This is a genomic window from Rhizobacter sp. P2_H3, from assembly GCF_056403355.1.
Window position 1 is genome coordinate 1 of record NZ_JBFUFQ010000076.1, and the last position, 25954, is coordinate 25954.

Consider the following 25954-nt stretch of genomic DNA (forward strand, 5'->3'; position numbering starts at 1 on the left):
GGCGAAGACGGCGCGCAGCGCCGCCGACGACGCATCGGGGCGCAGCGCCTTCGCGCTGCGCACGCGCGCGGCGGCGGCCGAACGGCATGCCGCGTCGGTCGAGCGCATGGCGCGGCAGATCGGCCTGCGCAACGAGGCGATGCGGCACGGGCACCTGATGGCGGTCGCTGCCGTCACCGTCGCGAAGCAGACGCTGCAGACGATGCGCGACGAGGGCTCGGCGGCGTTGCAGGAGTTCAATGCGCTGGCCGGCGCGGCGCCCGAGGCCGACCCAGCGGTGCGCCGCGTGCTGGACACCGGCGCGGCCGGCCGCGCCGTCGACGAGACGAAAGGGCAGTTGAAGGCGGCGCGGGCCGCGCTGGTCGCGGCGCGCGACGAGGTGCGAACGACCGACACGCTGCGCCAGCGCACCGCGCGCGCCGCCGATCGGGCGTGGCAGCAGCATCGCGACACGCTGGCGGCCGATCCGACGGCCGAGGTCACGCCGCAGAAGAAAGCCGAGTTGACGCGCGTGGCGCAAGAGGCGCTTGATGCGGCGCAGGCCCACGCGCTGGCGCGCACCGACCTGCAGCAGGCGACCGAGCTGGTGGCCGCGCTGAAGAAACTGGGCAAGTGGGCCGACCGGGCGGCTGCCGCAGTGCGGGCGGCGCAGGCCGACGTGCCAGCCAGCACCCGCCACGCGGCCGGCGAGCTGCTGAAGTTCGACCAGGCGAGCGAGCGCGTCACCCGCGTGCTCGACGACGGGCCCGCCGCGCTGACGCCGGCCGAGGCCCGGGTGTACGGCGAGCTGACGTACAGCGACGCGGCCCACCCGGCCTATCCGGACCTGCCGGCCAGTCTGCAGCTGAAGGCCCCGTCCGACAACCGCGGACGCCGGGTGCGCGGCATGGTCGACAAGACGCTGCGGGCCGTGCACGACAGCTTCCCGGTGAACGGCAACGCCTACGAGCGGCTGATGGGCCGGCCGCTGCGGCGCGGCGAATTCACCGTCGACCGCACCGTGGTCGAACGCAGCAAGGTGCCGGGCGGGCTGGAGAACGTGATCGCCGACGTGCATGCGCATGACCGCGGCTACGACCACCGGGCCGCCAACCGGCGCGACCGCGGCGCCGCGCGTGCCCGGCTGGATGACATCGACGGCCAATGGCGCCCGGTCGAGCGCTACTTCCATGCGGTGCGCCCGCTGACCCAGCTGCAGGTCCATGCCTCCAGCACCTCGCGCATCCTGCACGGCTCGATTCCGCAGATGAGCGACTGCGGGGCCGGCCACTACTCCGGCATCGACGCCGGCGGGTTGAACATGCGGGCCGGCCGGCGCATGGATGCGGAGGTGGCGAAGGAGTACGCCGCGAACTGGCGGCAGTACCAGGCGATGAAGCAGCGGGAGGCCGAGCTGCGCCTGGTCGATCCGAAGGCCGCTGACAAGGCGGCTGAGAAGGCGCAGGCGGCGCTGTCGATCGCCGCACGGGCCGACATGTCGATGACCGGCGTCGACCCGTCGAAGACGAACGCGACCGACCATGCGCAGCAGATGCTGCTGCAGCACCCGGGCGTGTTCAAGTTCGCCGGCGAGCTCACGATCAAGAAGGAGATGGTCGACGTGCTGCTCGGCGAAGAGTCGTTCTCGATCAAGACGTCGGAGCTGGCGCACTTCCTGCGGTTCGCCAGTGACACCGGCCTGGGCGTGCTGATCCACTGCGACTGGGGCCGCCATGCACTCGACCCGCACGACCACCGGCCGGCCGCGACGCGCACCGCCTACGAGCACTTCGACGACCTGATGGGCCTGGTCGAGCAGTTCCCCGAGGCCAACATCGTGCTGGCCCACACCGGCCTGGGCCGGCTGGTGCGGCCCGACACGAGTCGCGACGGCGCGGTGCCGGTGCACCTGCGCAAGGTGGCGGAGGCATTGCAACGCGCCCCCAACGTGCGCTTCGACATCTCGTGGAACGACGTCGCCGAGGCCTACCTCAGCGACCCCGGCATGCGCCGGGGGCTGGTGGACTTCATCATCGAGCACGACAAGCACATCCTGTTCGGCAGCGACACGGTGAAGCCGGTCAACGCCGGCCAGTACCACCAGGCGCTGACGACCTACCTGCCGCTGTTCCGCGACATCGCGCTGCGCAGCCCCGACGCGCTGTTCAAGGTGCTGCGCGGCAACTACGACGCGCTGATGGCGAAGACCGAGGCGTCGGTGAACGACTGGACGCGCCGGCAACTCGATCCGCACGGCCGCGGCGATGTCGAGGCGGTGAAGGTGATGGACGAGCGCAGCGCGCTGCTGAAGACCGAGCGCGACGCGATGAGCCGGACCGCGCGCGAGAACTTCAACGTCTGGCTCAAGGATCTGTTCGAGGCCGGCTACGACGAGCATGCGCAGTCCTACGGCGTGCAGCCGGAGACGCGCACGACGATCCCGGTCGCCGAACGCTCGGTGTCGTCGCAGCTGCAGCACGACCTGCCGGACGCCGTCCAGCAGACCTGGATCGACAGCGGCGCACATGGTGCCGGCACGCCGCGCCCCGATGTCGACAGCACGTCACGGCGCATCGTGGGCGGCAGCATCGGGCTGGCCGGCGTGTCGGGTGCGGCCTGGCTCGGCCACCTCGGGCTGGCCGGCGATCCGGCCGCCGACGGCATCGCGCATGCGACCGGCTTCGAGGCGCGCGCCGGGTTGTCGCTGGTGCGCGGCGCCTACACCGACGCGGTGCGCCTGGGCTGGGAGCGCATCTTCGAGGACGGCGTCGTGAGCCACAAGGAGCTCGACCGCTTCATGAACCGCATCGAGAAGAACGGCCAGGCGCTCGGGCTGTCGAAGGACAAGCTGATCACCGCGGCCCGCCTGACCGAGCAGTTCCGTGTCGACTATGCGTACCTGGCCAACAAGCCGGTGACCAAACACTGGAACAAAGAGCAGCGCTTCAACAGCATCATGGCGACTGTCGGGCAGTACCAGATCGGCGTCGACCGGGCGCTCGGCATGCAGGCCGCGTCGATCAACGCGCTCGACCCGCGGGTCACGGCCGGCAAATGGTTCCGGCTCGGCACCGGCGTCACCTACGGCATCAACGTGGCCTACGCGGCGAGCATGCTGCGGCACGGCGATTCGAGCTTCCTGCAGGACGTGGTGACCGGCGGTTTCGCGGCCGGCAATTCGCTGCTGATGCTCAACACCTTCGCCGGCCTGGGCAGCGGCTTCGTGAAGGGCAACTGGGAGGCGCGCACGCCGTTCCGCTGGTCGCAGACGCTGGGCATGAGYGGGCTCGGCGCGAGCGGCGCGCTGTGGACGCTGAAGGACGGCATGGAATTCTTCGGCCAGGGGCTGCGGCCGCAGGCCGGCGCCGAGATGGCGCTCGGCGCCTTCTTCACCTACGCCGCGGGGCGGGGCGCCGTCGGCGAATGGCGCAAGGGGCTGGGCCTGCCGAACACCGAGCCGGCGCACCAGGCGAACACCGTCTACTGGCTGGCCGCGGCGACGGCGGCGCGCGTCGCGCTGAACTACTTCGACCTGCCGTCGAACGACAGCGAGGCGCGGCGGCAGGACTGGACCCCGCCGCCGGCCGCCGGCCCGCTGCCGGACTGGAATCCCGTGGTGCCGGACGTGCTGCCCGACATCCCGCCGGCGCTGCAGCAGTTCGTTCAACTCGACGCGCGGCGCGCGCTGCGGACCGTGACGTGAACCCGGAGGTCCATCGAAAAAATCGATGAACTGAGTCGAAAACTTTCTGTTTGCCGCTGGCCTGCCGGCTGCGGAAACTCCCGTGCTTGCGCCGACTCGGCGTGGCCAGAGGGAGGTCGACATGACGGCAGGCAGTGGCAGGTCTTCGTTCAACCCGGGCGCGGCAGCCGGCGACCCGACCGGGCCGGCACCGACGCGCTTCGACCTGTTCTCGCTGCGGCTGTTCGTCGACGTCGTCGACAGCCGCAGCATCGGCAAGGGCGCGGGGCTCAACCACATCACGGTGTCGGCGGCCAGCAAGCGCATCGCCGACCTGGAGCGCACCGTCGGCGTGCAACTGCTCCAGCGCGGTGCGCGCGGCGTCAGCACGACGCCGGCCGGCCGCACCTTGTACAAGGGTGCGGCCGACACGCTGGCGCGGCTGCAGCAGCTGGCGGTGGCGGTGAAGCAGCAGGGCGGCGGCGCGTCGCGGCCGGTGCGGGTGTTCTCGAACCTGGTGTCGCTGTCGCACGACCTGCCGGCGGCGCTGAAGCGCTTCGCCGAGGCGCATCCCGAGGTGGCGCTGAGCCTGTCCGAGCAGGCCACCGATGCGACGCTCGCGGCGCTGGTGCGCGGCGAGGCCGACGTCGGCATCGTGACGCCGATCCACGTCTACCCCGAGCCGCTGATGGCGTTTCGCTACGGCGTCATCCGACACGTGCTCGCGGTGCCGCACGGCCATGCACTGGCCGCGCGCGGCTCGGTGCGGCTGGACGATGCGATCGGCTGCGACTTCGTCGGCCTCGAACGCGACGGCGGCTGGGACCGGCTGCTGCAGCAGGTGGCGCAGGAGCGCGGCCTGACGCTCAGCGTGCGCGCCCGCGTCGGCAGCTTCGACTCGATGTGCCGCATGGCGGGCGCCGGCCTGGGCGTGGCCATCGTGCCGCTGCCGACGGCGCAGGCGCATGCCGCGGCCTGCGGGCTGACGCTGCTGGCGCTGAGCGAGCCGTGGGCCGAGATCCCGCTCGATGTGTGCTGGCGCCAGCACCCGCAGCCGCCGGAGAACGTGCAGCGGCTGCTCGACCAGCTGCGGCCGGCAGCGGCGCCCGGACCGCGACCGGTGAGCACCCCGACGGTGCACGGCCCGCAGCTGCGTGCACGCGACACGCTGGCCGAGTGCCTGTCGGCCGCGCTGGAGAGCGTCGCTCCGGCCTGATGAACCTGGTGTGGGAGGGCGGCATCCTTCGCGCAGGGTCAACGCTGGCTTGCCGAATGGTCGCTTGTGAGCGTGACGTGCTTCACGCACGCTCGTCGTCATCTGCCGAAAGGACGACGCCCATGACGATTGCCTTCGATGCCACGCGCCTTGCGCCGCCAGGTTCAGAGGATCTCGGCGAGCGCCGCGCGCTGACGCGCGACGTGCAGTTCCATGGCGAGGAAGAGCTCGAGCGCTGCCCGGCCGAGGCACTGCCGGCGGGCGCGCCGGCGCTGCTGCGCGCGCTGTGCCAGTCCGTCACGGCCGGCGAGCGCGAGCGGATCGTGCGGATCGCGCTCGCTGAACTGGGCTTCGAGTGGATGAGCTGCGCCACGCTGCGCCGCCAGCGCGGCGAATGGCAGCCGCACACGGTGCTGACGACCTATGCGCCRCCGGCCTGGACGCGGCGCTACTACGGCGAGCGCCACCACGAGATCGACCCACGCCTGCAGCAGCTGCTGCGCTCCTGCCTGCCGCTGGTGTGGGACGAGCACGACCTGGCCGAGGCCGGCCCGCCGCGCTTCGTGCAGGCGATGGGCGACAGCCGGGTGCGCAGCGGCGTGTGCCTGCGGCTGTCGATCGACGGCGCCCATGCGGCCGAGGCGTTCGCGCTGATCAGCCTGATGTCGTCGCGGCCCGACCGCGGCTGGATCGACGACGCGCGGCTCGGGCTGGCGCTGAACTTCATGCTGTGCCTGCACGAGTTCCAGCGGCGCCACCTGCGGCTGCCGCCGTGCGACGACGACGACACGCCGGCGGGCGCGCTGTCGGCGCTGCAGCAGCGCATCCTGCAGTGCCTGCGCCATGGGCAGAGCGACAAGCAGATCGCCTACGGGCTGCAGCTGTCGTCGCATGCGGTGGACTACCACATGCGGCAGCTGCGGCGGCGCTTCGCGGTGCGCAACCGTGTGCAGCTGGTCAACGCGGCGCGCTAGCTCAGCCGGTGGCTTTCTTCTGGGCGTCCTGGCACAACGCCTTCAGCCGGTCGCCGCCGGCGCGGGCCGCGTCGTTCACATGGTCGACGAACTTCGCCGGGTCGCCGCCGCCCTCGGTCCAGGCCTGGTACAGCGCCTGCAGGTTGGTGCGGCCCGTGGACTTGCCGGCGGCGTCGACACCGGTCTCGGCCAGCAGCGGCGGCGCGATCGGCGTGCCCGGCGGCGCGAAGTTGGTCGTGAAGTCGCTGTGCGTCACCGTCGTGCCGTTGCTGAAGCCCATCGCGCCGAGCAGTGGGCTGTTCCAGCGCGCATCGGGCTGCTTCAGCATCTCGGTCACCAGCGCGCTCTTCTGTTCCGGCGTCATCGTCGCGCTGAGCTTCTGGAACTGCGCCAGCGCTTCGAACGGGTTGCGGGCGTTGGCCGCGGCGAGTGTCTTCGCCTGGGCCGCCGGCGTGGCGGCATCGCCGAACGCGGCCGGGTCGGCGCCGGTGCCGTCGAGCTCGGGCGACAGCGTGCGGCCGCTGCGGTTCACCAGCGTCAGGCGATCGCCGACGTTCACCAGGTCGGGGTCACCCTTCTGGCTCGTGACGTGGCCGTCGTCGAGCCGGCGGCTGTAGCCGTTGTCGGCCTCGATGCGGTCCAGCGTGGTGCGGGTCAGCTGGTTGCTGCCCCAGTGTTCGGTCTTGGCCCGGTCGAGCTCGGCCGGTGTCAGCACGGTGGCCTGCACGTCGCCGCGCGCCGCGACATCCCACATCGTGTCGCCCGGATCGACGACGTAGGTGGCATCGTTGACCTTCGTCTCGTCGACCTGCTTCAACAGGTCGGTGACCAGGGTCTGCCGGGTGCCGGCGTCGAGCGCATAGACGCCGGTCTTGCTGTCGCCCGCGTTGTGCAGGCTGAACGCGACCGCATCGGCCAGCACCTGCGTGTTGTTCTTCTTGAGCCCGAGCTCGAGCCCGTCGCCGAAATGGCCGAGCGCTGCCAGCGGGTCCTGCTTGTCGACGGCGGGGGCCGCGAGGCCGTCGAGCACGTCCTGGCCGAAGGCGCGGGCCGCGCCGCTGTCGCCGTTCAGCTCGAACACCGCGCCCATGTCCTCCATCGTCTGGTCGTACTCGGGCTGGCTGTCGATCGCGCCGCTGCCGGCCGTGCCCTGCGCCTTGCTGAAATCGGTGTGCGCGTTCCTGCCGAGGTCGTTCGCGATGTCGTCGACGACCGGCTCGGCGCCCTGGTACACCTCCTTCTTCTGCGCGGCGCTGAGCTGCGGGTCGTTGGTGACCTCGCGCAGCTTGCGCGCGGCGGCGGCACCGCCCTGCTGGTTGTAGGTGTCGACGACCTGGCGCGCGAGTTCGTTCGCACGGGGATCGCTCTGCTGCACGGGCGAAAGGGTCGACATCGGCGCTCCTTCGGAGGGGTGCCAGCAGAATAGGTGGCGCATCGGCAGCCCACAACTACGAAGCCTCGTAGCGCAGCCCGGCGCGCAAGGCGGCCTGCGTCAGCTGCACGCGGTTGCGCGCGCCGAAGCGCCGGCGCAGCTGGCGCAGGTGGTAGTCGACGTTGTGCGCCGACAGGCTCAGCCGCGCGGCGATCTGCTTGTCGCCGAGGCCGCGGGCGACGCAGTCGAGGATCTCGCGTTGCAGCGCAGACAGGCCGGCCGGCAGGGCATCCTCGACGGCAGCGTCGCCGGGCGCCGGCAGGTGGCGCGTGTACAGCGCGTGCAGGCAGAAGCCGAGCGTCAGCATCTGGCCGAGCCGTGCATCGTCGAGCCAGTCGATGCCCTCGCGCGCCGAGCTCAGGCTGACGAGGTGGCGCTCGCCCGGGCTGCCGCTCGGGCCGGGCAGCCCGAACATCGCGCCGCTGCGCGCGCCGCTGGCCGCGAGGTCGTCGACGAAGATGTGCGCGAGCGCCGGTTCGGCCGCGTCGTCGGCCGCGCGCCGCAGCGCCTCGACGGACCAGAGGCAGGGCAGGCTCGACGGCAGTGCCGCCGCGAGCCGCGGGTCGACGCGGTGGTAGCTGGCGCAGACGTAGCGCTGCAGCCAGGGCCGGTCGGCATAGGTGGTGCAGAACGCCTGCGGCAGCCAGCGCTCGCCGGCGCGCACGAAGCGGCCGTACACCAGCGCATCGAAACCGAGCGCCTGCAGCAGCGCGCGCACGCTGTGCTGGCGCGGCGCCGCGCCCTCGGCCGCGAGCCACTGCGTGAGCAGCGCGGGGCGCCAGGCGCCGTCGGGCGCCTCCTCGGCTTCGGCGGCTACGTCCGGCTCCTCGTGCAGCAACGGCAGCGGGTCGAGACAGGGGTCGAGTGGGCTGAGCCGTGGGTCGGGCGACGGTGTCCGCTGGACGGGCACCGCCAACGCAAGAATCCTGTTCATCGCAGCTCCGGGTCATCAGGTGCTGCCAGAGCGGATTCGCCGCGCACTGCGGCTCAGGTGTTGCAAAGACTTACGACTGCCCGCAGTCCTTCAAGGCCTCGCGCACCGCGGCAGGCCCGGTGGTGCCCGGCGGGATGCCCTGCTTGTCCATCTCCTCCAGGATCGGCAGCGCGCGCCGCTGCTGGTCGCAGRCGGCCCGGGCATCGCCGGCCCGGTGCCGCGCCTGCAATGCGAGGCCCAGCACGTGGTGCGCAAGCCCCTGGTGGTGGTGCACGTAGTTGTCCTCGCGCATGCCGTCCGGCAAGGCCGCGAACGAGGCCACCGCGGCGTTGAGCACCTCGACGCCGGCACGCGCATCGTGGTCGGCCAGCAGGGCTTCGCCGAGCGTGGTCTGCATGCTGGCCAGGTCGGCGTGGAACTGCGTGTTGTCCGGATCCCGCGCGCTCATCGTGCGCATCATGTCGACGGCGCGCCGTGCCTGCGCCACCGCCTCGCGCGGCTGCCCGATGCGGCGCAGGCACCACGCGGTGTTTTCCAGGCCGGTCGCGATGTGGCGTGCGATCGAGGTGTTCTGCGGGTTCTTCGCAGCCAGCTTCTCCAGCACGGCCAGGCTCTTGCGGAAAGCGTCGAGCGCCAGCTGCGCGCTCTCGGGCGTGGCGTCGCGCTGTATCAGCTGCTCGCCGCGCGTCGAGTAGTTGGACGCGAGGTTCAGGCCGGCATCGCTGTCGCCGGGGTCCTGCGCGACCAGTGCCTCCAGCTGCGCGGCGGCATCGGCCGAGGTCTTCAGGAAGGTGTCGATGTCGCCCGAGAACATCTGCACCTGGCTCAGCTGCCCGTACATCGTGGCGCGCAGCAGCTGGCGCACGCGGTTGGAGCGGTCGGCGGCGGCCAGGTCGTCGACCAGCGCGACGCCGGCGCGCAACGCGCTGTCGGCCTCCTTGAACTTGCCGGTGAAGCCGAGCACCGCGCCTTCGCGCTGCCGGACGATGGCCGCTTCCTGCTGGGCGTCGCGGTACACCGCAGCGTGCGGCTGCCGCTCGGCGAGCACCGGCGACAACAGCTCGATGGCGCGGCCGTAGCTCTTCATCGCACCCTGCGGATCGCCGAGGCTGGCGAGCCCCGGGCGGCCCTGGATGTCGCCGATGTTGCGATAGCCGGTCGCCAGCTCGACCTGCAATGCCGGTTCGTTGCGGGCTTCGACGGCCAGGCCTTCGAGGTAGGCGAGCCCGTTCTCGACCAGCAGCTTGCGTGCCGGCGTCGAGCCGGGCAGTGTGCGGATCGCATCGTGCATCGGCACCATCATCGTGTTGGCCAGCTTGCGCACGCTCGCGAAGTGCCGCTCGGCGCGCTCGCGCTGCCGGTGCGCTTCATAGGCCTGGTAGCCGGCGAATGCCATGCCGGCGAGCAGCGCCAGGTTGGCCAGCATCACCGCGCCGACCGCCGCGCGGTGGCGCAGCACGAAGCGCCCGGCACGGTAGCTCCAGGCGCCGCGGCGCGCCTGCACCGGCAGCCCTTCGAGGTGGCGGAACAGGTCGTCGGCCACGGCCTCGGCCGAGGCATAGCGGTGCAGTGGATCCTTGCGCAGCGCCATCAGCACCACCGCGTCGAGGTCGCCTTCGAGCTGGCGCCGCTGCGCGCGGGCCAGCGCCCGGCTCGGGCGCACCGGTTCGGTGTCGCAGATGGCGCGCGTCAGCGCGTAGTTGTCCTCGGTCGCGCGGCCGTACGGGCTCGCCTGGGTCAGCAGGCGGTACAGCACCACGCCCAGCGAGTAGATGTCGCTCGCCGCGCCGACCGGCCCGCCGCGCACCTGCTCCGGGCTCGCGTATTCCGGCGTCAGCACGCGCATCGCGGTGGCGGTGCGCTCGGCGCTGCCCGCGTCCAGGCGCTTGGCGATGCCGAAGTCGACCAGCTTCACGACGCCGTCGCGCGACACCAGGATGTTGCCGGGCTTCAGGTCGCGGTGCACCACACCCTGGCGATGCGCATGGTCCACCACCAGGCAGACGCTGCGGAACAGGCGCAGCCGGGCGTCCAGCGGCAGCGCGTGGGCCTCGCAGTAGCGGTCGATCGGCAGGCCGCCGTCGACCAGGTCCATCACGACGTAGTGCACCCCGTCGGCCGACACGCCGGCGTCCAGCAACTTCGCGAGGTTGGGGTGGTCCAGCGCGGCCAGGATGCGCCGCTCGGCATGGAAGCGGTCGAGCAGGAAGGCGGTGTCGGCCCCTTCGCGCACCACCTTCACCGCGACCTGCTGCTCGTACTGGCCGTCGGCGCGCTCGGCCCGGTAGACCTCGCCCATTCCGCCGCGGGCAATCAGGGCGAGCAGCCGGTAGTCGCCCAGGCGCCGGCCGCTGGCGTCGGGCGGCGCCTCGGTGGTGTCAGCGGCCTCGGTCGACAGCGCCGCGAGCAGGGTGGACGCGGGCGGGTGGTCGAGTGCACCGGCGCCGGCCGCCGCGGCGACCAGCGCTTCGAGTTCGGCCTTCAGCGCCGGGTCGTCACCACAGGCGGCGTCGATGTGGGCGCGGCGTTGCGGCGCCGGCAATGCCAGCGTGTCGGCCACCAGGCCTTTCAGGTGCTGCCAGCGTGCGCGCTCGACGGTGTCGGTCATTGAACGGCCTTCGCTTGCCCCGGGCGGGGCTGCAGTTCGCGCATCAGCCAGGCCCGCGCGCTGACCCAGTCGCGCTTGACGCTGGCCGGTGAGATCGCCAGCGCCTGCGCCGTCTCGTCGACGCTCAGGCCGCCGAAGAAGCGCAGCTCGACGACCTCGCACTGCTGGCGGTCCAGCCGCTCCAGGCGGTGCAGCGCCTGGTCCAGCGACAGCAGGTCCAGCGGCAGGTGGGCGGCTTGGTCCGGTGTCGAGAACGCGCTGTCGCCCAGCTCGTCCAGGCTGAGCGCGACGCCGTCGCCGCGCTTGTCGGCCGCGCGGGCGCGGGCATGGTCGATCAGCACGTGGCGCATCAGGCGCGAGGCCAGGCCGAAGAATTGCGCGCGCGACTCGAGCTGCAGGCCGGGCCGGCTCGACAGCCGCAGGAAGGCCTCGTGCACCAGGCCGGCCGGCGCGAGCGTGTGGCCCTCACGCTCATGCCGCAGGTGCCGCGCGGCGAGGCGCCGCAGCTCGTCGTAGATCAGCGGCACCAGCGCTTCGAGCGCCGACGCATCGCCGCCGGACCAGCGCCGCAGCAGTTGCGTCACCGCACCGAGGGGCGCACCGGGAGCCGGGCGAGCACGGTCGCCGGGCGCAGATCTGTTCATCGAAGCCCCCCTGCCGCCCCCGAGGGCCTGAGGCCGGAGCTTACGTCCGTGTCGCGCCGGAAACTGTCATGTCTTTGTTACGGGCGGCGCGCGTCTCGGTGGGGCGCATTTGTTTCCCGGGGCTCAGGCCCCTGGGCTGATGGAACCCGCGGCGTTGCACTGCGACTCACCGCGTCATGCAGCCTTCACCCTTCAATTCGACAGCGACGAATGGGCGCCAGTCGCCCGGATTCCCCGGCGCGGATGCCCCATGCCGAGGAACACCGTGGACGGCACCGCCGGCAGGTTCCGGGCGTTCCAGGGCTTCCTCGGGGCCCCGCAGGCCCTTCGTCGACAAGGCCACCCGCCACAGGCGCATGGTCGAACGCATCAAGCGGCAGCAGGCCGCCGCCGGTGTGCGTGTCGCCGAGGTGGAGGCTGACACGGGTCTGGTGCCGCGGCTCTCGAACGGATGGCGGCAGTTGCTCGCCACCCTCGATGCCTGGAACGATGCGCTGCATCCCTCCTGGAACCTGCTGCCTGTCGCGCAGGCTCGCCCCCACGACGAGGTGTGCGCCACAAACGGCGGTTGCGCAGACCGGCTGCCTGGGCACGCAGGCATCGATGAGTTGACAGGCTTCGTCGGCCAGGCGTTCGCACTTCGGCAAAGCCCTGCACTGGAGCGGCGGTCCGATCGATCCCTCGATGGCGTGCTGATCCTGGTCGGCGATCCCGACCACGACGACGCCGACGTCCAGAAGCAGATCGGCGACCTGGTCCGCTTCCTGTATCGAGACGGCGACTTTCATTTCGTCGAGTGCCCGCCCGAGCGGGTGCCGAAGAAGCGGTCGATGTGGCGCGGCATCCAGCCGCCGGGGAAGGGTCGCCCTGGCGGAACGATCGGCATGGACGACGCCGGCTTGTCTGCGAAATCCGAGGGTTCCTCGAAGGCATTCACCGAGGCGTCGCGTGAGCTGCTGCGCTGCCAGCTTGAATTTCTTGGTCACGACGAAACGCCGGACGGGCGTCCGCTGTCGGCGATGAGCCACCGCGAGCTGGAGGCCTTGAGCGCAGCGCTGGACGACGAGGTCGAGGAACGCGGGCTCCTGATGAAGCTCGCCCGCGACGGCGACTATGCGAAGCTCGTCGACGACTGGATCCGCGCGGGGTGGGCCTATCAGGAATCAGTGCGTCAATACGCCGACCGTCGCTCCGTCAAGATGGCGCACACGATCGCCTCACGCCTGCAGGCGGATCCGCGGACTGCTTCAAGCTTCAGCGCCATCGCGACGGTGGGCGCCGGCCACCTCGACGTGATGCTCGCCGAACTGCTGAAGCAGGGCATCACCGACTTCCTCGTGCTGTGCCATGCACGCAGCCGCGGTCACGGCCACGCCAAGGTCTGCGACGAGGCGTTCAAGCCGCCAGCTTGAACACCGCCACCGTGTTGACCAGGTCCTGCGCCTGGGCCTTCAGGCTCTCGGCCGCGGCCGCGCCTTCTTCCACCATCGCGGCGTTCTGCTGCGTCGTCGTGTCCATCTGCGTCACGGCCTCGCCGATCTGCGAGACGCCGGTGCTCTGCTCGCTGCTCGCGGTGCTGATCTCGCCGACGATGTCGGTGACGCGGCGGATCGAGTTCACCACGTCCTGCATGGTCGTGCCGGCGCGGTCCACCAGCACCGTGCCCTGCTCGACGCGCTCGACGCTGGTCGAGATCAGCGCCTTGATCTCCTTGGCCGCCTCGGCGCTGCGCTGGGCCAGCGTGCGCACCTCGCCGGCCACCACCGCGAAGCCGCGGCCCTGTTCGCCGGCGCGCGCCGCTTCCACCGCGGCGTTCAGCGCCAGGATGTTGGTCTGGAACGCGATGCCGTCGATCACGCCGATGATGTCGACGATCTTCTTCGAGCTGTCGTTGATGCCCTTCATCGTGTCGACCACCTGGCCGACCACGTCGCCGCCCTGCACCGCGACCTCGCAGGCACTCTGCGCCAGCGCGTTGGCCTGGCGGGCGTTGTCGGCATTCATGCGCACCGTGCTCGACAGCTCGTCCATCGCGGCGGCGGTCTGCTGCAACGCGCTCGCCTGCTCCTCGGTGCGGCCGCTCAGGTCGTTGTTGGCATGCGAGATCTCGGCCGACGCGGTGGCCACGCCTTCGGCATTGCGCCGCACGTCGCTCACCAGTTCCGACAACCGGTTGCGCATGCCGCCGAGTGCGCCCAGCAGCTGTGCGCATTCGTCGCGCCCCTCGGCATGGATGGGCTTCGACAGGTCGCCGCCGGCGATCGCCTGTGCCGAATCGACCGCCTGGTGCAGCGGGATCGTCATCGAGCGTGTCGCGAGCACCGCCAGCAGCAGGCCGGCCAGCACCGCGAAGATCGCGCCGCCGGCGAGGATGCGCTGGCCGCTCACGGCCACCGCCATCGTCTGCGCCTGGCTCGCGTCGAGCCGCTCGTCCATGTAGGTGTCGATCGCGGCCAGGCCCTTCAGGTACTCCTGCGCGAGCGGCTGCAACTCCTTGTCGACCTGCGCGGCCACGTCGTCGCCCGCCTGCTTGCGCTTGAACAGTGCGGTGCGCGAGACGCGGTAGGCCTCGCGGCGCGTCGCCACGTCGGCCATCAATTGCTTGCCGGTACCGTCCACCACCAGCTCGTCGAGCTTCTTCTGCATCTCGCTGATCGAGGCGGAGGTCGCGTCCATGTCGCGCTTCAGCGTCTCGATGTAGGTGGCATCGCTCGCCTTCAGCGAGGCGGCGGTGCGCACCCAGTTCAGGTTGATGTTGGCGGCCCAGCGCGCCGCCAGCGACTGGCGTTGCATCTCGGTGGTCGCCAGCGCCTGGCTGGCCGTCTTCAGCGTCTCCAGGCGCCACACGCCGATCGTCGACACGAGTGCGGTGATCGCGAGGATCAGCCCGAAGGCCATGCCCAGCCGCTGGCCGAGTTTGAGGTGATTGAGCTTCATCGAAGCGGCTTTCCGTCAGTTGAACAACAAGGCTTGGAGCCCCAGGTCGATCGTAAAAAGATGACGGATGTACCAATGCGGCGAATAGGCGCGTTTTCTGCCATCAGTTCGCACCACGCTGGGGCCTGCGTGTAGGACAGCGGCGACAAACGGTGGCGCTGCCCGACTACAGCGGGACGCGTTTCCTGCCCGCTTGGAAAACCGGGCGGGGTCCTTACCGTGGAGGCCTCGAACCACTCACCAGAACAAGGGGCACCACATGACGCTCGGAACCATCCTGTTGATCGTCCTGATCCTGATCCTGGTCGGCGCGCTGCCGACCTGGCCGCACAGCCGCAGCTGGGGCTATGGCCCGAGCGGTGGGCTCGGGCTGGTCGTGATCATCCTGATCGTGCTGCTCCTGATGGGCAGGATCTAGAACGGCGACTAGAAACGCGACCCCGGTTGCTGCAGGAACAGCGCCTCCTCGGGTGACGACGCCCGCCCGAGGATCGCGTTGCGGTGCGGAAAGCGCCCGAAGCGCGCGATGACCTCGCGGTGCTTGTGCGCGTAATCCAGCATGCCCTGCAGCACCGGCGCCTCGTGTGCGAGGCGGGTGAAGCGCGCCACCGCCTCGTCCTGGCAGGCCAGGTCTTCGGCATGCTCGAACGGCATGTAGGCGAAGGCACGCCGCAGCGGCGGCAGGCCCAGGTCGAGCCCGTTGTCGCACAGCGCCCGGGCGGCGGCCAGCGCCAGTGCATCGCCGGCAAACGAACGCTCGCGGTCGCGGAACACGTTGCGCGTGAACTGGTCGAGCAACAGGATGCGCGCCAGTGCCGCATCGGCCGGCGCCTGCCAGTCGAGCAAGCCGCCGGCGAGCGCCTCGTCGATCAAGAGCCCGAAGCGCTCGGCGATCTCGAGGTCGGTCTGCGCGCTCTTCGTGAACCACAGCGCGCGCATCTCGCCCGGCTCGGGACCGAACCACCAGTCCAGCAGCTCGGCCGCGCGCGGGTCCATCGCTTCTTTCAGCGTCCGAGTCCTAACGACCCAATTGCTGCCACAGGTAGCTGTACTCCAGCGCCTGCAGGTGCGCGCGCTGCTCGTTGTCGGCCGCGCCGCCGTGGCCGCCCTCGATGTTCTCGTAGTACAGCAGCTCGTGCCCCTGCGACAGCATCAGCGCCGCCATCTTGCGGGCATGGGCCGGGTGCACCCGGTCGTCGCGCGTCGACGTGGTGAACAGCACCTTCGGGTACTTCACGCCCTTGCGCACGTTCTGGTACGGGCTGTACTTCGAGATGAAGGCCCACTCGGCCGCATCGTCCGGGTTGCCGTACTCGGCCATCCACGAGGCGCCCGCCAGCAGCGTGTGGAAGCGCCGCATGTCGAGCAGCGGCACCTGGCAGACCACCGCGTTGAAGAGGTCGGGGCGCTGCGTGAACGTGGCGCCCACCAGCAGCCCGCCGTTGCTGCCGCCCATGATGCCGAGGTGGCGCGGCGCGGTGATCTTCTGCGCGACCAGGTCTTCGGCGACCGCGATGAAGTCGTCGTAGCTGTGCTGCTTGTTCGCCTTCACCGCGCTCTGGTGCCAGGCCGGCCCGAACTCGCCGCCGCCGCGGATGTTGGCCACCACCAGCACGCCGCCGCGCTGGTACCAGGCGCGGCCGAAGCTGCCCGAATACCAGGGCTTCAGCGAGATCTCGAAGCCGCCATAGCCGTACAGCAGCGTCGGGTTGCCGCCGTCGGCCTTCGCGCCCTGCGGCCAGACCACGAAGTAGGGCACGCGCGTGCCGTCCTTCGAGGTCGCGAAGCGCTGCTCGGCGCGCATGCCCTTCGAATCGAACAGGCCCTTGCGCGACTTCAGCAGCTCGCGATCGTCGTTCGCGGTGCCCGCGAGGTACAGCGAATCGGGCGTCAGGAAATCGGTGTACGTCAGCAGGTAGCGCTCGGCCAGCGGGTCGTTCTTGATCAGCGGGTCGTGCAGGCTGCTGATGCCCAAAGCGCCGGGGAAGGGCGCCGCGATCTCGCGCCGCGTGAAGCCCTTGGGATCCTTGTGCCACTGCTCCAACTTGCCCGCCACGTTGTCGAGCACGTTCAGCAGCACGTGGTCGCGCGTGGTGGTGTAGCCCGACAGCGAGCGTGTCGGTGTCGGCGTGAACAGCGTGCGCAGCTTGCGCTCGCCGCGCAGCCAGGCGGCCGCGTCGCCGTAGAGCAGCGAGCCGCTCGCGAACTTGTCGGCACCGGCCTGGAAATCGCTGCGCAGGTGCAGCAGCAGGGTGTCGCGCAGGAAGCCCACCGACGCGTCGTCCGGCACATCGAGCTTGACGAGCTTGTCGCCGCTCAGCAGGAACTGGTGGCTGTTGTAGAAGTCGAGCGCGCGGCTGAAGACGATGCGCTCGAAGCCCGGTGTGCGGTCGACGCTGACGCTCACCGCCACGTCCTTGGCCTCGCCCTCGAACACCGTGACCGCCTCGGCCAGCGGCGTGCCGCGCTTCCAGCGCTTGACGATGCGCGGGTAGCCCGAATCGGTGAGGGAGCCGGGGCCGAAATCGGTGCCGACGTAGATCGTGTTCTCGTCCAGCCAGTCGACTTCGGATTTGGCCTCGGGCAGCGTGAAGCCGTCCTTGACGAACTGCTTCGTGACGGCGTCGAACTCGCGCACCACCTTCGCATCGGCTCCGCCGCGCGACAGCGAGACCAGGCAGCGCCGGTAGTCCGGGCCGAGCACGGCGGCGCCGCCCCAGACCCAGTTCTCCTTCTCGGCGGCACCGAGCGCGTCGAGGTCGATCACCGTTTCCCAGGCCGGTTCGGCCTTGCGGTACTCGGCCAGCGTGGTGCGCCGCCACAGGCCGCGCTTGTGGTTCTCGTCCTGCCACAGGTTGTAGAGCCAGTCGCCGCGGCGCGAGACGGCCGGGATGCGGTCCTTCGCGTTCAGCACCTCGAGCAGCTGGCTGCGGGTGGGCGCGAACTCGGGGCGCGCGGTCAGCTCCTTCTGCGATGCGGCGTTGCGCTCGCGCACCCAGGCGAGGGCGCGTTCGCCCTGCACCTCTTCGAGCCAGGCGAACGGATCGGCACCGGCGCCGGTGGCGGCGCTGGTGGCCGCAGATGCAGCGGAGGAAGCAGGGGTTTGCGACATGGCAGGCGTGGCGGTCAGGCCCAGCAGGGGAGTGGCGACGGCGCCGACGGTGCCTGCGAGCAGGCGGCGGCGAGTGGCGGAGATGCGGGACGAAGTGGGAAACGTCAAGGTCATGCCCTCAGGAACGAGGTTTCCGGATGGCGCTCCATGTAGGCGCGCACGTACGAACACTGCGGATCGATCTTCAGGTTCTCGGTCATCGCGTGGTCGAAGGCGGCCTCGACCAGCTCGCCGGCGATGCCGCGGCCTTGCAGTGCCGGCGGCACCTCGGTGTGCGTCATCTGCATGACGTCGCCGGCGAGCCGGTAGTCGGCCACGCAGAGCTGGCCATCGACGGTGGCTTCGAAGCGCTGCTGCGCCGGGTTGTGGGTGACGAGCACGGGTTGGCTCATGGTCGGGTCTCCTCCAACGGCGGACTGATGATCAGCCGGAGTCTGCCAGCACCCGAACGGTTTTTTTCAACGGATTTCGCGGCTGCAGGAGCTCAGGCTTCGGGCGTCAGCCGCTGCGGCGCGACCTCGATGCTGCGCGTGCCGTCGCCGACCCAGACGGTGCCGTCCTGCACCGTCACCTGCAGCTGCATCGTGCGCTGCGCGAGCGCGGCCAGCGCCTGGCTCTGCTCGGCCGGCACCTGCCAGACGGCGAGGTTGCGCGCCCGGGTGACCTTGGTCGCGATGCCGGCCCACCAGATCGGCGTGCTGTGGCTGAAGCTGTACACCGTGACGCGCTCGGCGCGCGGGCTCGCCTTCATCAGGCGCTTGTCGTCGGGCTGGCCGACCTCGAGCCACTGCACGATCTGGCCGGTCAGGTCCTTCTGCCAGAGGTCGGGCTCGTCGGTGTCCCACAGGCTTTTCGCGAACTCGAGCGCGCCGTTGTCGTTGTCGGCCGGCACGTTCAAGGCGAACGCGAGCAGCCGCATCATCATCCGCTCGTCGGTCTCCGACGGGTGGCGGGCGATCGTCACGCCGTGATCGCCATAGACATTGCGGTCCATGTCGGCCAGCTGGATCGTGGCCTTGTAGATGGTGGCTTTCAATGCCATGGCGGTAAGTGTCCGGAAAGAGAAGACGGCCGGAAAAGCAAAAGGGGCCTGGATTAGACCAGACCCCTTTCAGGAGGAAGTGCCGAACGGCTTACCAGCGGTCGGAGCGCATCAGCGGTTCCCACTGGCCGTCGCGGCGGCGGTACACCGTGATCGCGCCGTAGGCCTGTTCGCCGTCGGCGGTGAAGCGCATCGAGCTGGTCACCGGCGACACCGGGTCGATGGTGTGCAGCTTCTCGCGCAGCTTGACCGAGTCGACGCTGTCCGCGCGGCGCATCGCATCGGCGATCACGTACATCGCGTCATAGGCGTAGTGGGCGCCCCACACCGGATCGGACTTGAAGACGGTCTGGAACTTCTTCAGGAAGGCCGTGCCGGCCGCGAACTCGCGCGGCTCCAGTGCGCTGGAGGTGACGTACAGCGTGGTCACGTCGTTCGGCGCCTTGGCGAGCTTCTCGGTCTTCGACGAGTTGGTCGACAGCACCGGCACGCCCGACAGGCCGGCGGCCTTCATCTGCTCGAACAGCGGCAGCAGCTGGTTGTCGCGCAGCACGGCCACCAGCACGTCGGGCGGCGTGGCCTTGACCTTGGCGACGAAGGCGGCGAAGTCGGTGGTCTTGTTGCTGACCGACTCGTTCATCGTGACCTTCTTCTTGAGCTTGCCGAGCGCCTCGCTCACGTCCTTGCTCATCGGACGGCCGAAGGCGGTGTCCTCGAAGATGATCGCGACGTTGGTCGCGTTCAGGCTTTCGGCGATGTAGCCGCCGATCGCCTTGGCCTGCAGGCCGTCATTGGCGACCAGCCGGAAGGTGTTGCCGTCGCCCTGCTTGGCCAGGTCGACCGCCGACGAGGTGTACAGCTGCGGGATGTTGGCGGCCTTGTAGATCGGGATCGTGACCTCGGAGATGTCCGAGCTCAGGTGCCCGATCACCGCGGTGACCTTCTGGTCGACCAGTTCCTGCGCGACCTTCTTGGCGGTTTCCTTGTCGGCCTTGTCGTCGACGGCGACAACCTCGATCTTCACGACCTTGCCGGCCACCTTGAAGCCCGAGGCATTCAGCTCGTCGGCAGCCATCTTGACGCCGTTCAGCAGGTCCTGGCCCCGCGCGGCCGACGGGCCGGACAGCGGTTGCGCCACGCCGATCTTGATGCTGGACGGGACGCTCGGTCCGCAGGCCGCCAGCAGGACGAGGGAGGCTGCAGCCACGACCGATGACAGCCGGGCGGGACGGAAAATGCGCATGCGGGGTTCTCCAGAGATGTAATCGAACGTCATCGAACGGTGCGATGACGTGAACGAAGCGGTGATGATTCGATAAGAAATGTATCTGCATCAATGCCCAACGCAAGGCAGGCACTCACTGCCAAACGCCGCAGGGGTGACAATTCGCACATCGCCGCCCATTCAAATTCCCGAAATGACACAGAAGAAGTTCGACCTGGCCAAGAACCTGGCCCTGAAGATCAACAACCAGCTGAAGGCGGGCGGGGTGCCGGGACGCTTCGGCCAGGAGGCGACGGCGCCCGTCGACAAGCGCGAGCAGCGCCGCCGCGATGCCGCCGCCGGGCTGGTGCCGTTCGCCTGCAAGCTGCCGTCGGAGCTGGCGCAGCAGCTCGCCGAGCGGGCGGCCCTGCATGAAGGCGGCATGACCGGGCTGCTGGTCGAGGTGCTGGGCAAGGCGCTGAAGAAGAAATAGATCGCCCGGTTTGCCGGCCACGACAGGAATAGGGACGCCCTTCCTGGCGTAAACAGGGGATCCTCACACCCATGGAGACCCTGATGATGAAGACCAAGACCCTCGTTCCGTTGCTTGGCGCGCTGCTGCTGGCCGCCTGTTCGACGATGTCGTCGATGATGGGCGCTCCGGCGCCAGCGAAGACCGCCGATGGCGCGCTGGTGGGTGCTGCCAACGGCATGACGCTCTACACCTTCGACCGCGACACGGCCGGTGCCGGCAAGAGCGTCTGCAACGGCCCGTGTGCGACCAACTGGCCGCCGCTGATGGCCGACGATGCCGCGAAGGCGAGCGGCGACTGGAGCGTCGTGACCCGCGACGACGGCAAGAAGCAGTGGGCCTTCAAGGGCAAGCCGCTGTACTTCTGGGCCAAGGACATGAAGCCGGGCGAGAAGACCGGGGACGGGTTCAACGGGGTGTGGCATACGGCGACGCCCTGAGTCCCTTGGTTTCGCGCTTTGGCGCGAGAGGCGCGTGCGGGGAGTCTGTGGCTCGCCGGACGGGTCGGTCATCGCCCCTGGGGGCGATGACTGCCCTGCGCTGACTGGTTTCATGGCCCGTCGCCCAAACTCCCTCCACTCACTTCGTTCGTTGTGGTCAAACAGTGGGCGACAGTCAGTTCACGAAGCGTGCTGCGCACGCGGGCCATGAAACCAGCCAGCTCCGGCGACCCGCCTTTATTGGCGCTCCACAGACTCCCCGCACGCGCCTCGTGCCACCACTCTGCCTTGTTGAGATGACAAGCGAACAAGTGGGGGTTGATGCCTTGTTATGCGTAGACCGTCACGACCTGGTAGCCGAGGGCTGCCAAGTCACCGCCTGGCGACCACAGCTTCGAGACTTGGTTCACGTAGCCGCCGGCGGCCGCGAGTGCCTCGGTGTCGATGCGCCACCAGCCGTCGGCCGGCAATTCGTGGGCGACCGGGCGCAGTTCCAGCTCCCACGACACCGAACTGGCGGGCGTCGGCCGCTTGAAGCGGCTGAGCGCCGGTGTCGGCGGGGCGTCGGCCAGCAGCACGGTCAGCAGCTCCAGCGGCAACGGCTGCGGCTCGCCCTTCGGGCGCAGGTGGATGCGGCTGTGCCAGCTGTCGGTGCCGGTGAACGGCAGCCCGCCTTCGGCCCAGCGCATGTCCAGGTGCTGCATGAAGTTCGGCGCCACGCCGGGAATGAACGGCAGCGCGGGCGTCTCGTCCGGCCCGCGTTCGATGGACGGCATCGCCGGCGCGAGGCCCGGCAGCAGCGTCTCGCGCTCGCTGCCGAACACGCCCAGCAGCAGCGCCGCGGTCTCGCCGCCTTGCTGCACCTGCGCCTGCAGCTGGCGCACGTTCCTGCCTTCGCGCAGCACCCGCACGGCCACCTGCACCGGGCCCCGGGCGACAGGGCCGATGAAACTCGTCTGCAGCGCGCGCAGCTGCACGCCGGCCGGCCAGCCCGCGCCGGCCACGTCGCGCATCGCCTGCACGGCCAGCGTCGAGATCAGGCCGCCGAACGAGGTGCGGCCCTGCAGCCAGTCGTCGCTGACCTCGAAATGCACCGCGTCGCCGTCGCGCGTGCGCGCCGCCAGCAGCTGGGAAAGGGGGATGAACTCGGCCATGGTGTTCCTTCGGTTCAGGAATTGTGGGTGCCGGCCGCGGCGCTGCCTGCCGCGCAGGCGACAGCAGGCAGCTCGCGCCGCTCGGCATCGCTGCGGAACCCCAACTCGATCAGCGCCATCACGTCGATCGCCTGCGCAGCCGGCACCGGGTTCGGTGCGCCGGCAACGATCGCATCTCGCACGCCGGCGTAGTACGCCGGGTAGTCGCCGTGCAGCACGGGCAGCGGCGCGGACTGCAGCGTCTCGCCGTCCGGCCCGGCGGTGCTCAGCGTCGCCGCCTGTGTGTCGACGCCCCAGTCGGCGCCCGGCAGCGGCCGCTGGCCGGCCTTCAATGCATCCTCCTGCGCATCCAGCCCCCATTTGACGAAGCTGCCGCGCGTGCCGTGCGCCGCGAAGCGCGGGCCGGGCAGGGCGGTCAGCGCGCTGGCGCGCAGCGTCACGCGCAAGCCGCCGGCATAGGCCAGGCGGGCGTCGAAGCCGTCGTCGTTGACGGCGCCGTCGCGCTGCCGGGCGAGATCGAGCCGCAGCGACTGCGGCCAGCCGAACAGCTGCAGCGCCTGGTCGAGCAGGTGCGGCCCGAGGTCGAACCACAGGCCGCCGCCGACCGGCGACTGCTCGCGCCAGCGCTGCCGCACCACCGGGCGGAAGCGGTCGAACCGTGACTCCAGCTCGACGATGCGCCCCAGCTCGCCGCGCGACAGCAGCGCGCGCAGCGTCAGGAAATCGCCGTCCCAGCGGCGGTTGTGGAACACCGACAGCACGCGCTGCTGCTCGCGCGCCACGGCATCCAGCTCCTGCGCCTGTGCGAGCGTCACGGTGAACGGCTTGTCGACCACCACGTGCTTGCCGGCCCGCAATGCCGCGAGCGCCAACGGGTGGTGGCTGTCGTTGGGGCTCGCGATGACGACCAGGTCGACGTCGTCGCGTGCGCACAGCCGCAGCGGATCGGCCTCGACCGGCAGGCCCGGCCAGTCGCGTGCGACCTTGGCCGCATCGCTGCTCGCGAAGGCCGCGAGGCGCAGCCCGGGGACGCTGGCGATCAGCGGTGCATGGAAGACCTGGCCGGCGAAGCCGTAGCCGATCAGGCCGACGCGCAGGGCGGGGGAAGCGGTGTGGGGCATGGCGATCTTCGAGCGAATGTCCGAGGGGCGGAGCGGGGCACTGTAACGGAGCCGGCTGCGCGGCAATGGCATGATGCGCGCCGCACTTCCTGAAGGATCCCCTGGACATGAGTTTCGCTCCCCGCCTCGCAGCCCCGTGGCTGTCCGCCGCCTGCATCGCTGTCGTGCTGGCCCTGCCGGCCCATGCCGCCGACAAGCCGAAGAAGGAGTCGACCCTCGGCAAGGCCAAGCCCGGCGCGGCCTTCCTGACCAAGGAACAGCTGCGCGCCTGCCTGGCCCAGAACGACCGCGTGAAGGCGCAGCTCGCCGAGACGCTGCCGCTGCAGACCGCGCTGAAGAAGGAAGGCGACGACCTGGCTGCTGCCGGCGACGCGCTGAAGGCCGATCGCGAGAAGATCGACACGACCAATGACGAGGCCGTCAAGACCTTCAACGAGCGCCTGGCCGCCCGCGACAAGGCGGTGGAGGCCTACAAGGCCAACAGCGAGGCCTACAACGCGAAGGTCGAGGCGCTGCAGGCGGACAAGGCCTCGTACATCGCCAACTGCGATGGCCGGCGCTATTTCGAAGATGAGGAATTGCAAATCAAGGGCGGCAAGTAAACGGGGGTCGGCCTCCCTAGAATCGACGGCTTCTTCCCTGACCGAGAGAAGCCGTCATGACCCTTGCCACAAGCAGTCACTCCAGCAACCCGCTGCTGCAGCCGTGGGACACCCCGCACGGGCTGCCGCCGTTCGACAGGGCCCGCCCTGAACACTTCGCCGAAGCCTTCGAGGTGGCGCTGGCCGAGCAGCGTGCCGAGATCGATGCGATCGGCGCGCAGGCCGCGGCCCCGGGCTTCGACAACACGCTGGCGGCCTTCGACCGCAGCGGCCGGCTGCTGGCGCGGCTGGAGGGCATGTTCCACAACCTCACGTCGAGCGAGACCTCGCCGGCGCTGCAGGCGGTGGAGCGGCAGCTCGCACCGCGCATGGCTGCGCACGGCAACGCGATCTACATGCATGCGCCGCTGTTCCAGCGCATCGACACGCTGCATGCGCAGCGTGATTCGCTGGGCCTGACGGCCGAGCAGCGCCGCCTGCTGGAGCGGGTGCACCTCGAGTTCGTGCGGGCCGGCGCCAAGCTGCAGGGCGCGGCGCGCCACCGCTATGGCCAGGTGATGGAGCGGCTGGCCGAGCTGATGACGCAGTTCGGCCAGAACGTGCTGGCCGATGAATCGGCCTTCCGCCTCGAGCTGCGTGCCGAGCGCGACCTCGCCGGGCTGCCGGAATTCGTGCGTGCCGCGGCGCGCCAGGCCGGGGCGGACCGCGGCATCGATGCGGCGGTGATCACGCTGTCGCGCTCGCACATCGTGCCGTTCCTGACCTTCTCCGAGCGCCGCGACCTGCGTGAGCAGGCGTGGCGCGCCTGGGTCTCGCGCGGCGAGCACGATGGCGCGCACGACAACCGGCCGGTGGCGCGCGAGATCCTGCAGCTGCGGGCCGAGCAGGCCCGGCTGCACGGCCATGCGAGCTATGCCGATTACGCGTTGGGCGACACGATGGCCGGCTCGCAGGCCGCGGTGAACCGGCTGCTGCAGCAGGTGTGGGTGCCGGCGAAGGCGCGCGTGGCCGAGGAGCGCGAGGCGCTGAAGGCGTTGTTGCTGACGCTGCCGCAGTCGCAGCGGCCGGCCGCCGATGAATCACAGGAGATCGAGGCCTGGGACTGGCGCTACTACGCCGAGAAGGTGCGCCAGGCGCGCTACGACCTGGATGAAGCCGCGGTCAAGCCGTACTTCCCGCTCGAGCGCATGGTCGAGGCGGCGTTCGACTGTGCGCAGCGCCTGTTCGGGCTGCGCTTCACGGTGCGCGGCGACATCCGCGCCTACCACCCCGATGTGAAGGTCTACGAGGTCAGCGGCAGTGACGGTGCGCTGGTCGGCATCTTCCTGCACGACAACTTCGCGCGGCCGAGCAAGCGCAGCGGCGCGTGGATGGGTTCATACCGGCAGCAGACGCGCAACGTCACCGGCGGAAGCGATGTCCTGCCGATCGTCGTCAACAACAACAACTTCGCGAAGGGCTCGCCCGGTGCGCCGACGCTGCTGAGCTTCGACGATGCGGCCACGCTGTTCCACGAGTTCGGCCATGGCCTGCACGGGCTGCTGTCGAGCGTGACCTACGAGCGCCTGTCGGGCACCAATGTGCTGCGCGATTTCGTCGAACTGCCGTCGCAGATCTTCGAGCACTGGCTGGCCGAGCCGGAGGTGCTGAAGCGCCACGCCCGCCACGTCGAGACGGGCGAGCCGATCCCCGATGCGCTGGTCGAGCGGCTGCAGGCGGCGCGCAAGTTCAACCAGGGTTACGAGACGGTGCGCTACACCGCGTCGGCGCTGGTCGACATGGCGGTGCATGCGGTGGGCAACCCGGAGGGCATCGACATCGTCGCCTTCGAGGCGGCCGAGCTCGATCGCATCGGCCTGCCGCACGGCGTCGGGCTGAACCACCGGCTGCCGCACTTCCAGCACCTGTTCTCGAGTGCCAGCTATGCCGCCGGCTACTACGTGTACCTGTGGGCCGAGGTGCTCGATGCGGACGGCTACGACGCCTTCACCGAGGCGGGCAGCCCGTTCGATCCGTCTGTTGCGAAGCGGCTGCGCGAGCACGTGTATTCGGTCGGGAACAGCCGTGAGCCGGGGGAGACCTACCGGGCCTTCCGTGGTCGGGATGCGTCCGTCGAACCGATGCTGCGGGATCGTGGTCTGTTGACTTCGTCCTGAGTGCCGGAAAGGCGCGTGGGGGAGGCCATGGCGCGCCGTCCTCCGCGGTCATCGCCCCTGGCGGGGCGATGACTTCCCTCCGCTGACTGGTTTCATGGCCCGTCGCCCAAACTCCCTCCGTTCGCTTCGCTCACTGTGGTCAAACAGTGTGCGACAGTCAGTTCACGAAGCGTGCTGGCGCACGC

At 70.1% G+C, this 25954-nt stretch carries 21 protein-coding genes; 9 read left to right on the plus strand and 12 right to left on the minus strand.

Annotated elements, in window-relative coordinates; all coding sequences use genetic code 11:
• The 3 genes from AC1D1T_RS15825 to AC1D1T_RS15835 all read left to right on the plus strand — a co-directional run.
• A partial coding sequence (locus AC1D1T_RS15825; RefSeq protein ID WP_477992122.1) for an amidohydrolase family protein occupies positions 1-3682 on the plus strand: 3682 nt, incomplete at its 5' end.
• Between the two features lie 121 nt (positions 3683-3803).
• Positions 3804-4877 carry a LysR family transcriptional regulator gene (locus tag AC1D1T_RS15830; protein ID WP_465113151.1) on the plus strand — a complete coding sequence of 358 codons (1074 nt, stop codon included), beginning with the start codon at positions 3804-3806 and terminating at the stop codon, positions 4875-4877.
• A gap of 122 nt (positions 4878-4999) precedes the next feature.
• Positions 5000-5851: a helix-turn-helix transcriptional regulator gene (locus AC1D1T_RS15835; protein ID WP_477828413.1), complete on the plus strand. Its 852-nt coding sequence runs from the start codon at positions 5000-5002 to the stop codon at positions 5849-5851.
• A gap of 1 nt (position 5852) precedes the next feature.
• On the opposite strand, the gene AC1D1T_RS15840 is transcribed toward AC1D1T_RS15835, so the two are convergent.
• The 4 genes from AC1D1T_RS15840 to AC1D1T_RS15855 all read right to left on the minus strand — a co-directional run bounded on the left by AC1D1T_RS15840 (position 5853) and on the right by AC1D1T_RS15855 (position 11469).
• Positions 5853-7244, minus strand: coding sequence for a hypothetical protein (locus AC1D1T_RS15840; protein ID WP_477992123.1), 1392 nt, complete (start codon positions 7242-7244; stop codon positions 5853-5855).
• A 55-nt stretch (positions 7245-7299) separates the two neighbouring features.
• A complete protein-coding gene (locus AC1D1T_RS15845; RefSeq protein ID WP_477827922.1) occupies positions 7300-8217 on the minus strand; it encodes a helix-turn-helix transcriptional regulator in 918 nt (305 codons plus the stop codon).
• 70 nt (positions 8218-8287) lie between these two features.
• Entirely contained in the window at positions 8288-10825 is a 2538-nt protein-coding gene (locus AC1D1T_RS15850) for a serine/threonine-protein kinase (protein WP_477992124.1), read from the minus strand.
• Positions 10822-11469 carry an ECF-type sigma factor gene (locus AC1D1T_RS15855; RefSeq protein WP_465113156.1) on the minus strand — a complete coding sequence of 216 codons (648 nt, stop codon included), beginning with the start codon at positions 11467-11469 and terminating at the stop codon, positions 10822-10824. The genes AC1D1T_RS15850 and AC1D1T_RS15855 overlap by 4 nt, the downstream gene beginning before the upstream one ends.
• Before the next feature lie 356 nt (positions 11470-11825).
• Here AC1D1T_RS15855 and AC1D1T_RS15860 point away from each other — a divergent pair, with 356 nt between their 5' ends.
• A complete protein-coding gene (locus AC1D1T_RS15860; protein ID WP_465113157.1) occupies positions 11826-12881 on the plus strand; it encodes a TraB/GumN family protein in 1056 nt (351 codons plus the stop codon).
• Here the strand turns inward: AC1D1T_RS15860 and AC1D1T_RS15865 are convergent.
• Positions 12865-14406, minus strand: a complete 1542-nt coding sequence (locus AC1D1T_RS15865; RefSeq protein WP_477827253.1) for a methyl-accepting chemotaxis protein — start codon at positions 14404-14406, stop codon at positions 12865-12867. The genes AC1D1T_RS15860 and AC1D1T_RS15865 overlap by 17 nt on opposite strands.
• Positions 14407-14665: 259 nt before the next feature.
• On the opposite strand from AC1D1T_RS15865, the gene AC1D1T_RS15870 reads away from it, so the two are divergent.
• On the plus strand, positions 14666-14824 hold the full coding sequence (locus AC1D1T_RS15870) for a DUF3309 family protein (protein ID WP_047587341.1): 159 nt from the start codon (positions 14666-14668) through the stop codon (positions 14822-14824).
• Between the two features lie 8 nt (positions 14825-14832).
• Here AC1D1T_RS15870 and AC1D1T_RS15875 read toward each other — a convergent pair whose 3' ends face one another.
• The 5 genes from AC1D1T_RS15875 to AC1D1T_RS15895 all read right to left on the minus strand — a co-directional run bounded on the left by AC1D1T_RS15875 (position 14833) and on the right by AC1D1T_RS15895 (position 19803).
• Complete coding sequence (locus tag AC1D1T_RS15875) at positions 14833-15402, minus strand: DUF924 family protein (RefSeq protein WP_465113159.1); 570 nt, start codon at positions 15400-15402, stop codon at positions 14833-14835.
• Positions 15403-15424: 22 nt separating this feature from the next.
• The gene (locus AC1D1T_RS15880) at positions 15425-17518 is read right to left on the minus strand and encodes a prolyl oligopeptidase family serine peptidase (RefSeq protein ID WP_477992128.1); all 2094 of its coding nucleotides are present in this window, start codon (positions 17516-17518) and stop codon (positions 15425-15427) included.
• A 110-nt stretch (positions 17519-17628) separates the two neighbouring features.
• On the minus strand, positions 17629-17910 hold the full coding sequence (locus AC1D1T_RS15885; protein WP_465113160.1) for a GNAT family N-acetyltransferase: 282 nt from the start codon (positions 17908-17910) through the stop codon (positions 17629-17631).
• Between the two features lie 92 nt (positions 17911-18002).
• Positions 18003-18560, minus strand: coding sequence for a YaeQ family protein (locus tag AC1D1T_RS15890; protein WP_047511349.1), 558 nt, complete (start codon positions 18558-18560; stop codon positions 18003-18005).
• 91 nt (positions 18561-18651) lie between these two features.
• The gene (locus AC1D1T_RS15895; RefSeq protein WP_477992125.1) at positions 18652-19803 is read right to left on the minus strand and encodes a branched-chain amino acid ABC transporter substrate-binding protein; all 1152 of its coding nucleotides are present in this window, start codon (positions 19801-19803) and stop codon (positions 18652-18654) included.
• Positions 19804-19978: 175 nt separating this feature from the next.
• Here AC1D1T_RS15895 and AC1D1T_RS15900 point away from each other — a divergent pair, with 175 nt between their 5' ends.
• A complete protein-coding gene (locus AC1D1T_RS15900; RefSeq protein ID WP_047511353.1) occupies positions 19979-20257 on the plus strand; it encodes a hypothetical protein in 279 nt (92 codons plus the stop codon).
• A gap of 83 nt (positions 20258-20340) precedes the next feature.
• Positions 20341-20736, plus strand: a complete 396-nt coding sequence (locus AC1D1T_RS15905; RefSeq protein WP_477992126.1) for a COG4315 family predicted lipoprotein — start codon at positions 20341-20343, stop codon at positions 20734-20736.
• A 329-nt stretch (positions 20737-21065) separates the two neighbouring features.
• Here AC1D1T_RS15905 and AC1D1T_RS15910 read toward each other — a convergent pair whose 3' ends face one another.
• Together AC1D1T_RS15910 and AC1D1T_RS15915 are read right to left on the minus strand one after the other, a co-directional pair.
• Positions 21066-21890: an acyl-CoA thioesterase gene (locus AC1D1T_RS15910; RefSeq protein WP_477828117.1), complete on the minus strand. Its 825-nt coding sequence runs from the start codon at positions 21888-21890 to the stop codon at positions 21066-21068.
• 14 nt (positions 21891-21904) lie between these two features.
• Positions 21905-23011, minus strand: coding sequence for an oxidoreductase (locus AC1D1T_RS15915; protein WP_477828118.1), 1107 nt, complete (start codon positions 23009-23011; stop codon positions 21905-21907).
• A 107-nt stretch (positions 23012-23118) separates the two neighbouring features.
• Here AC1D1T_RS15915 and AC1D1T_RS15920 point away from each other — a divergent pair, with 107 nt between their 5' ends.
• Positions 23119-23613, plus strand: coding sequence for a hypothetical protein (locus tag AC1D1T_RS15920; RefSeq protein WP_477828119.1), 495 nt, complete (start codon positions 23119-23121; stop codon positions 23611-23613).
• 56 nt (positions 23614-23669) lie between these two features.
• A complete protein-coding gene (locus AC1D1T_RS15925) occupies positions 23670-25769 on the plus strand; it encodes a M3 family metallopeptidase (RefSeq protein ID WP_477992127.1) in 2100 nt (699 codons plus the stop codon).
• The last annotated feature ends 185 nt before the right edge of the window (positions 25770-25954 follow it).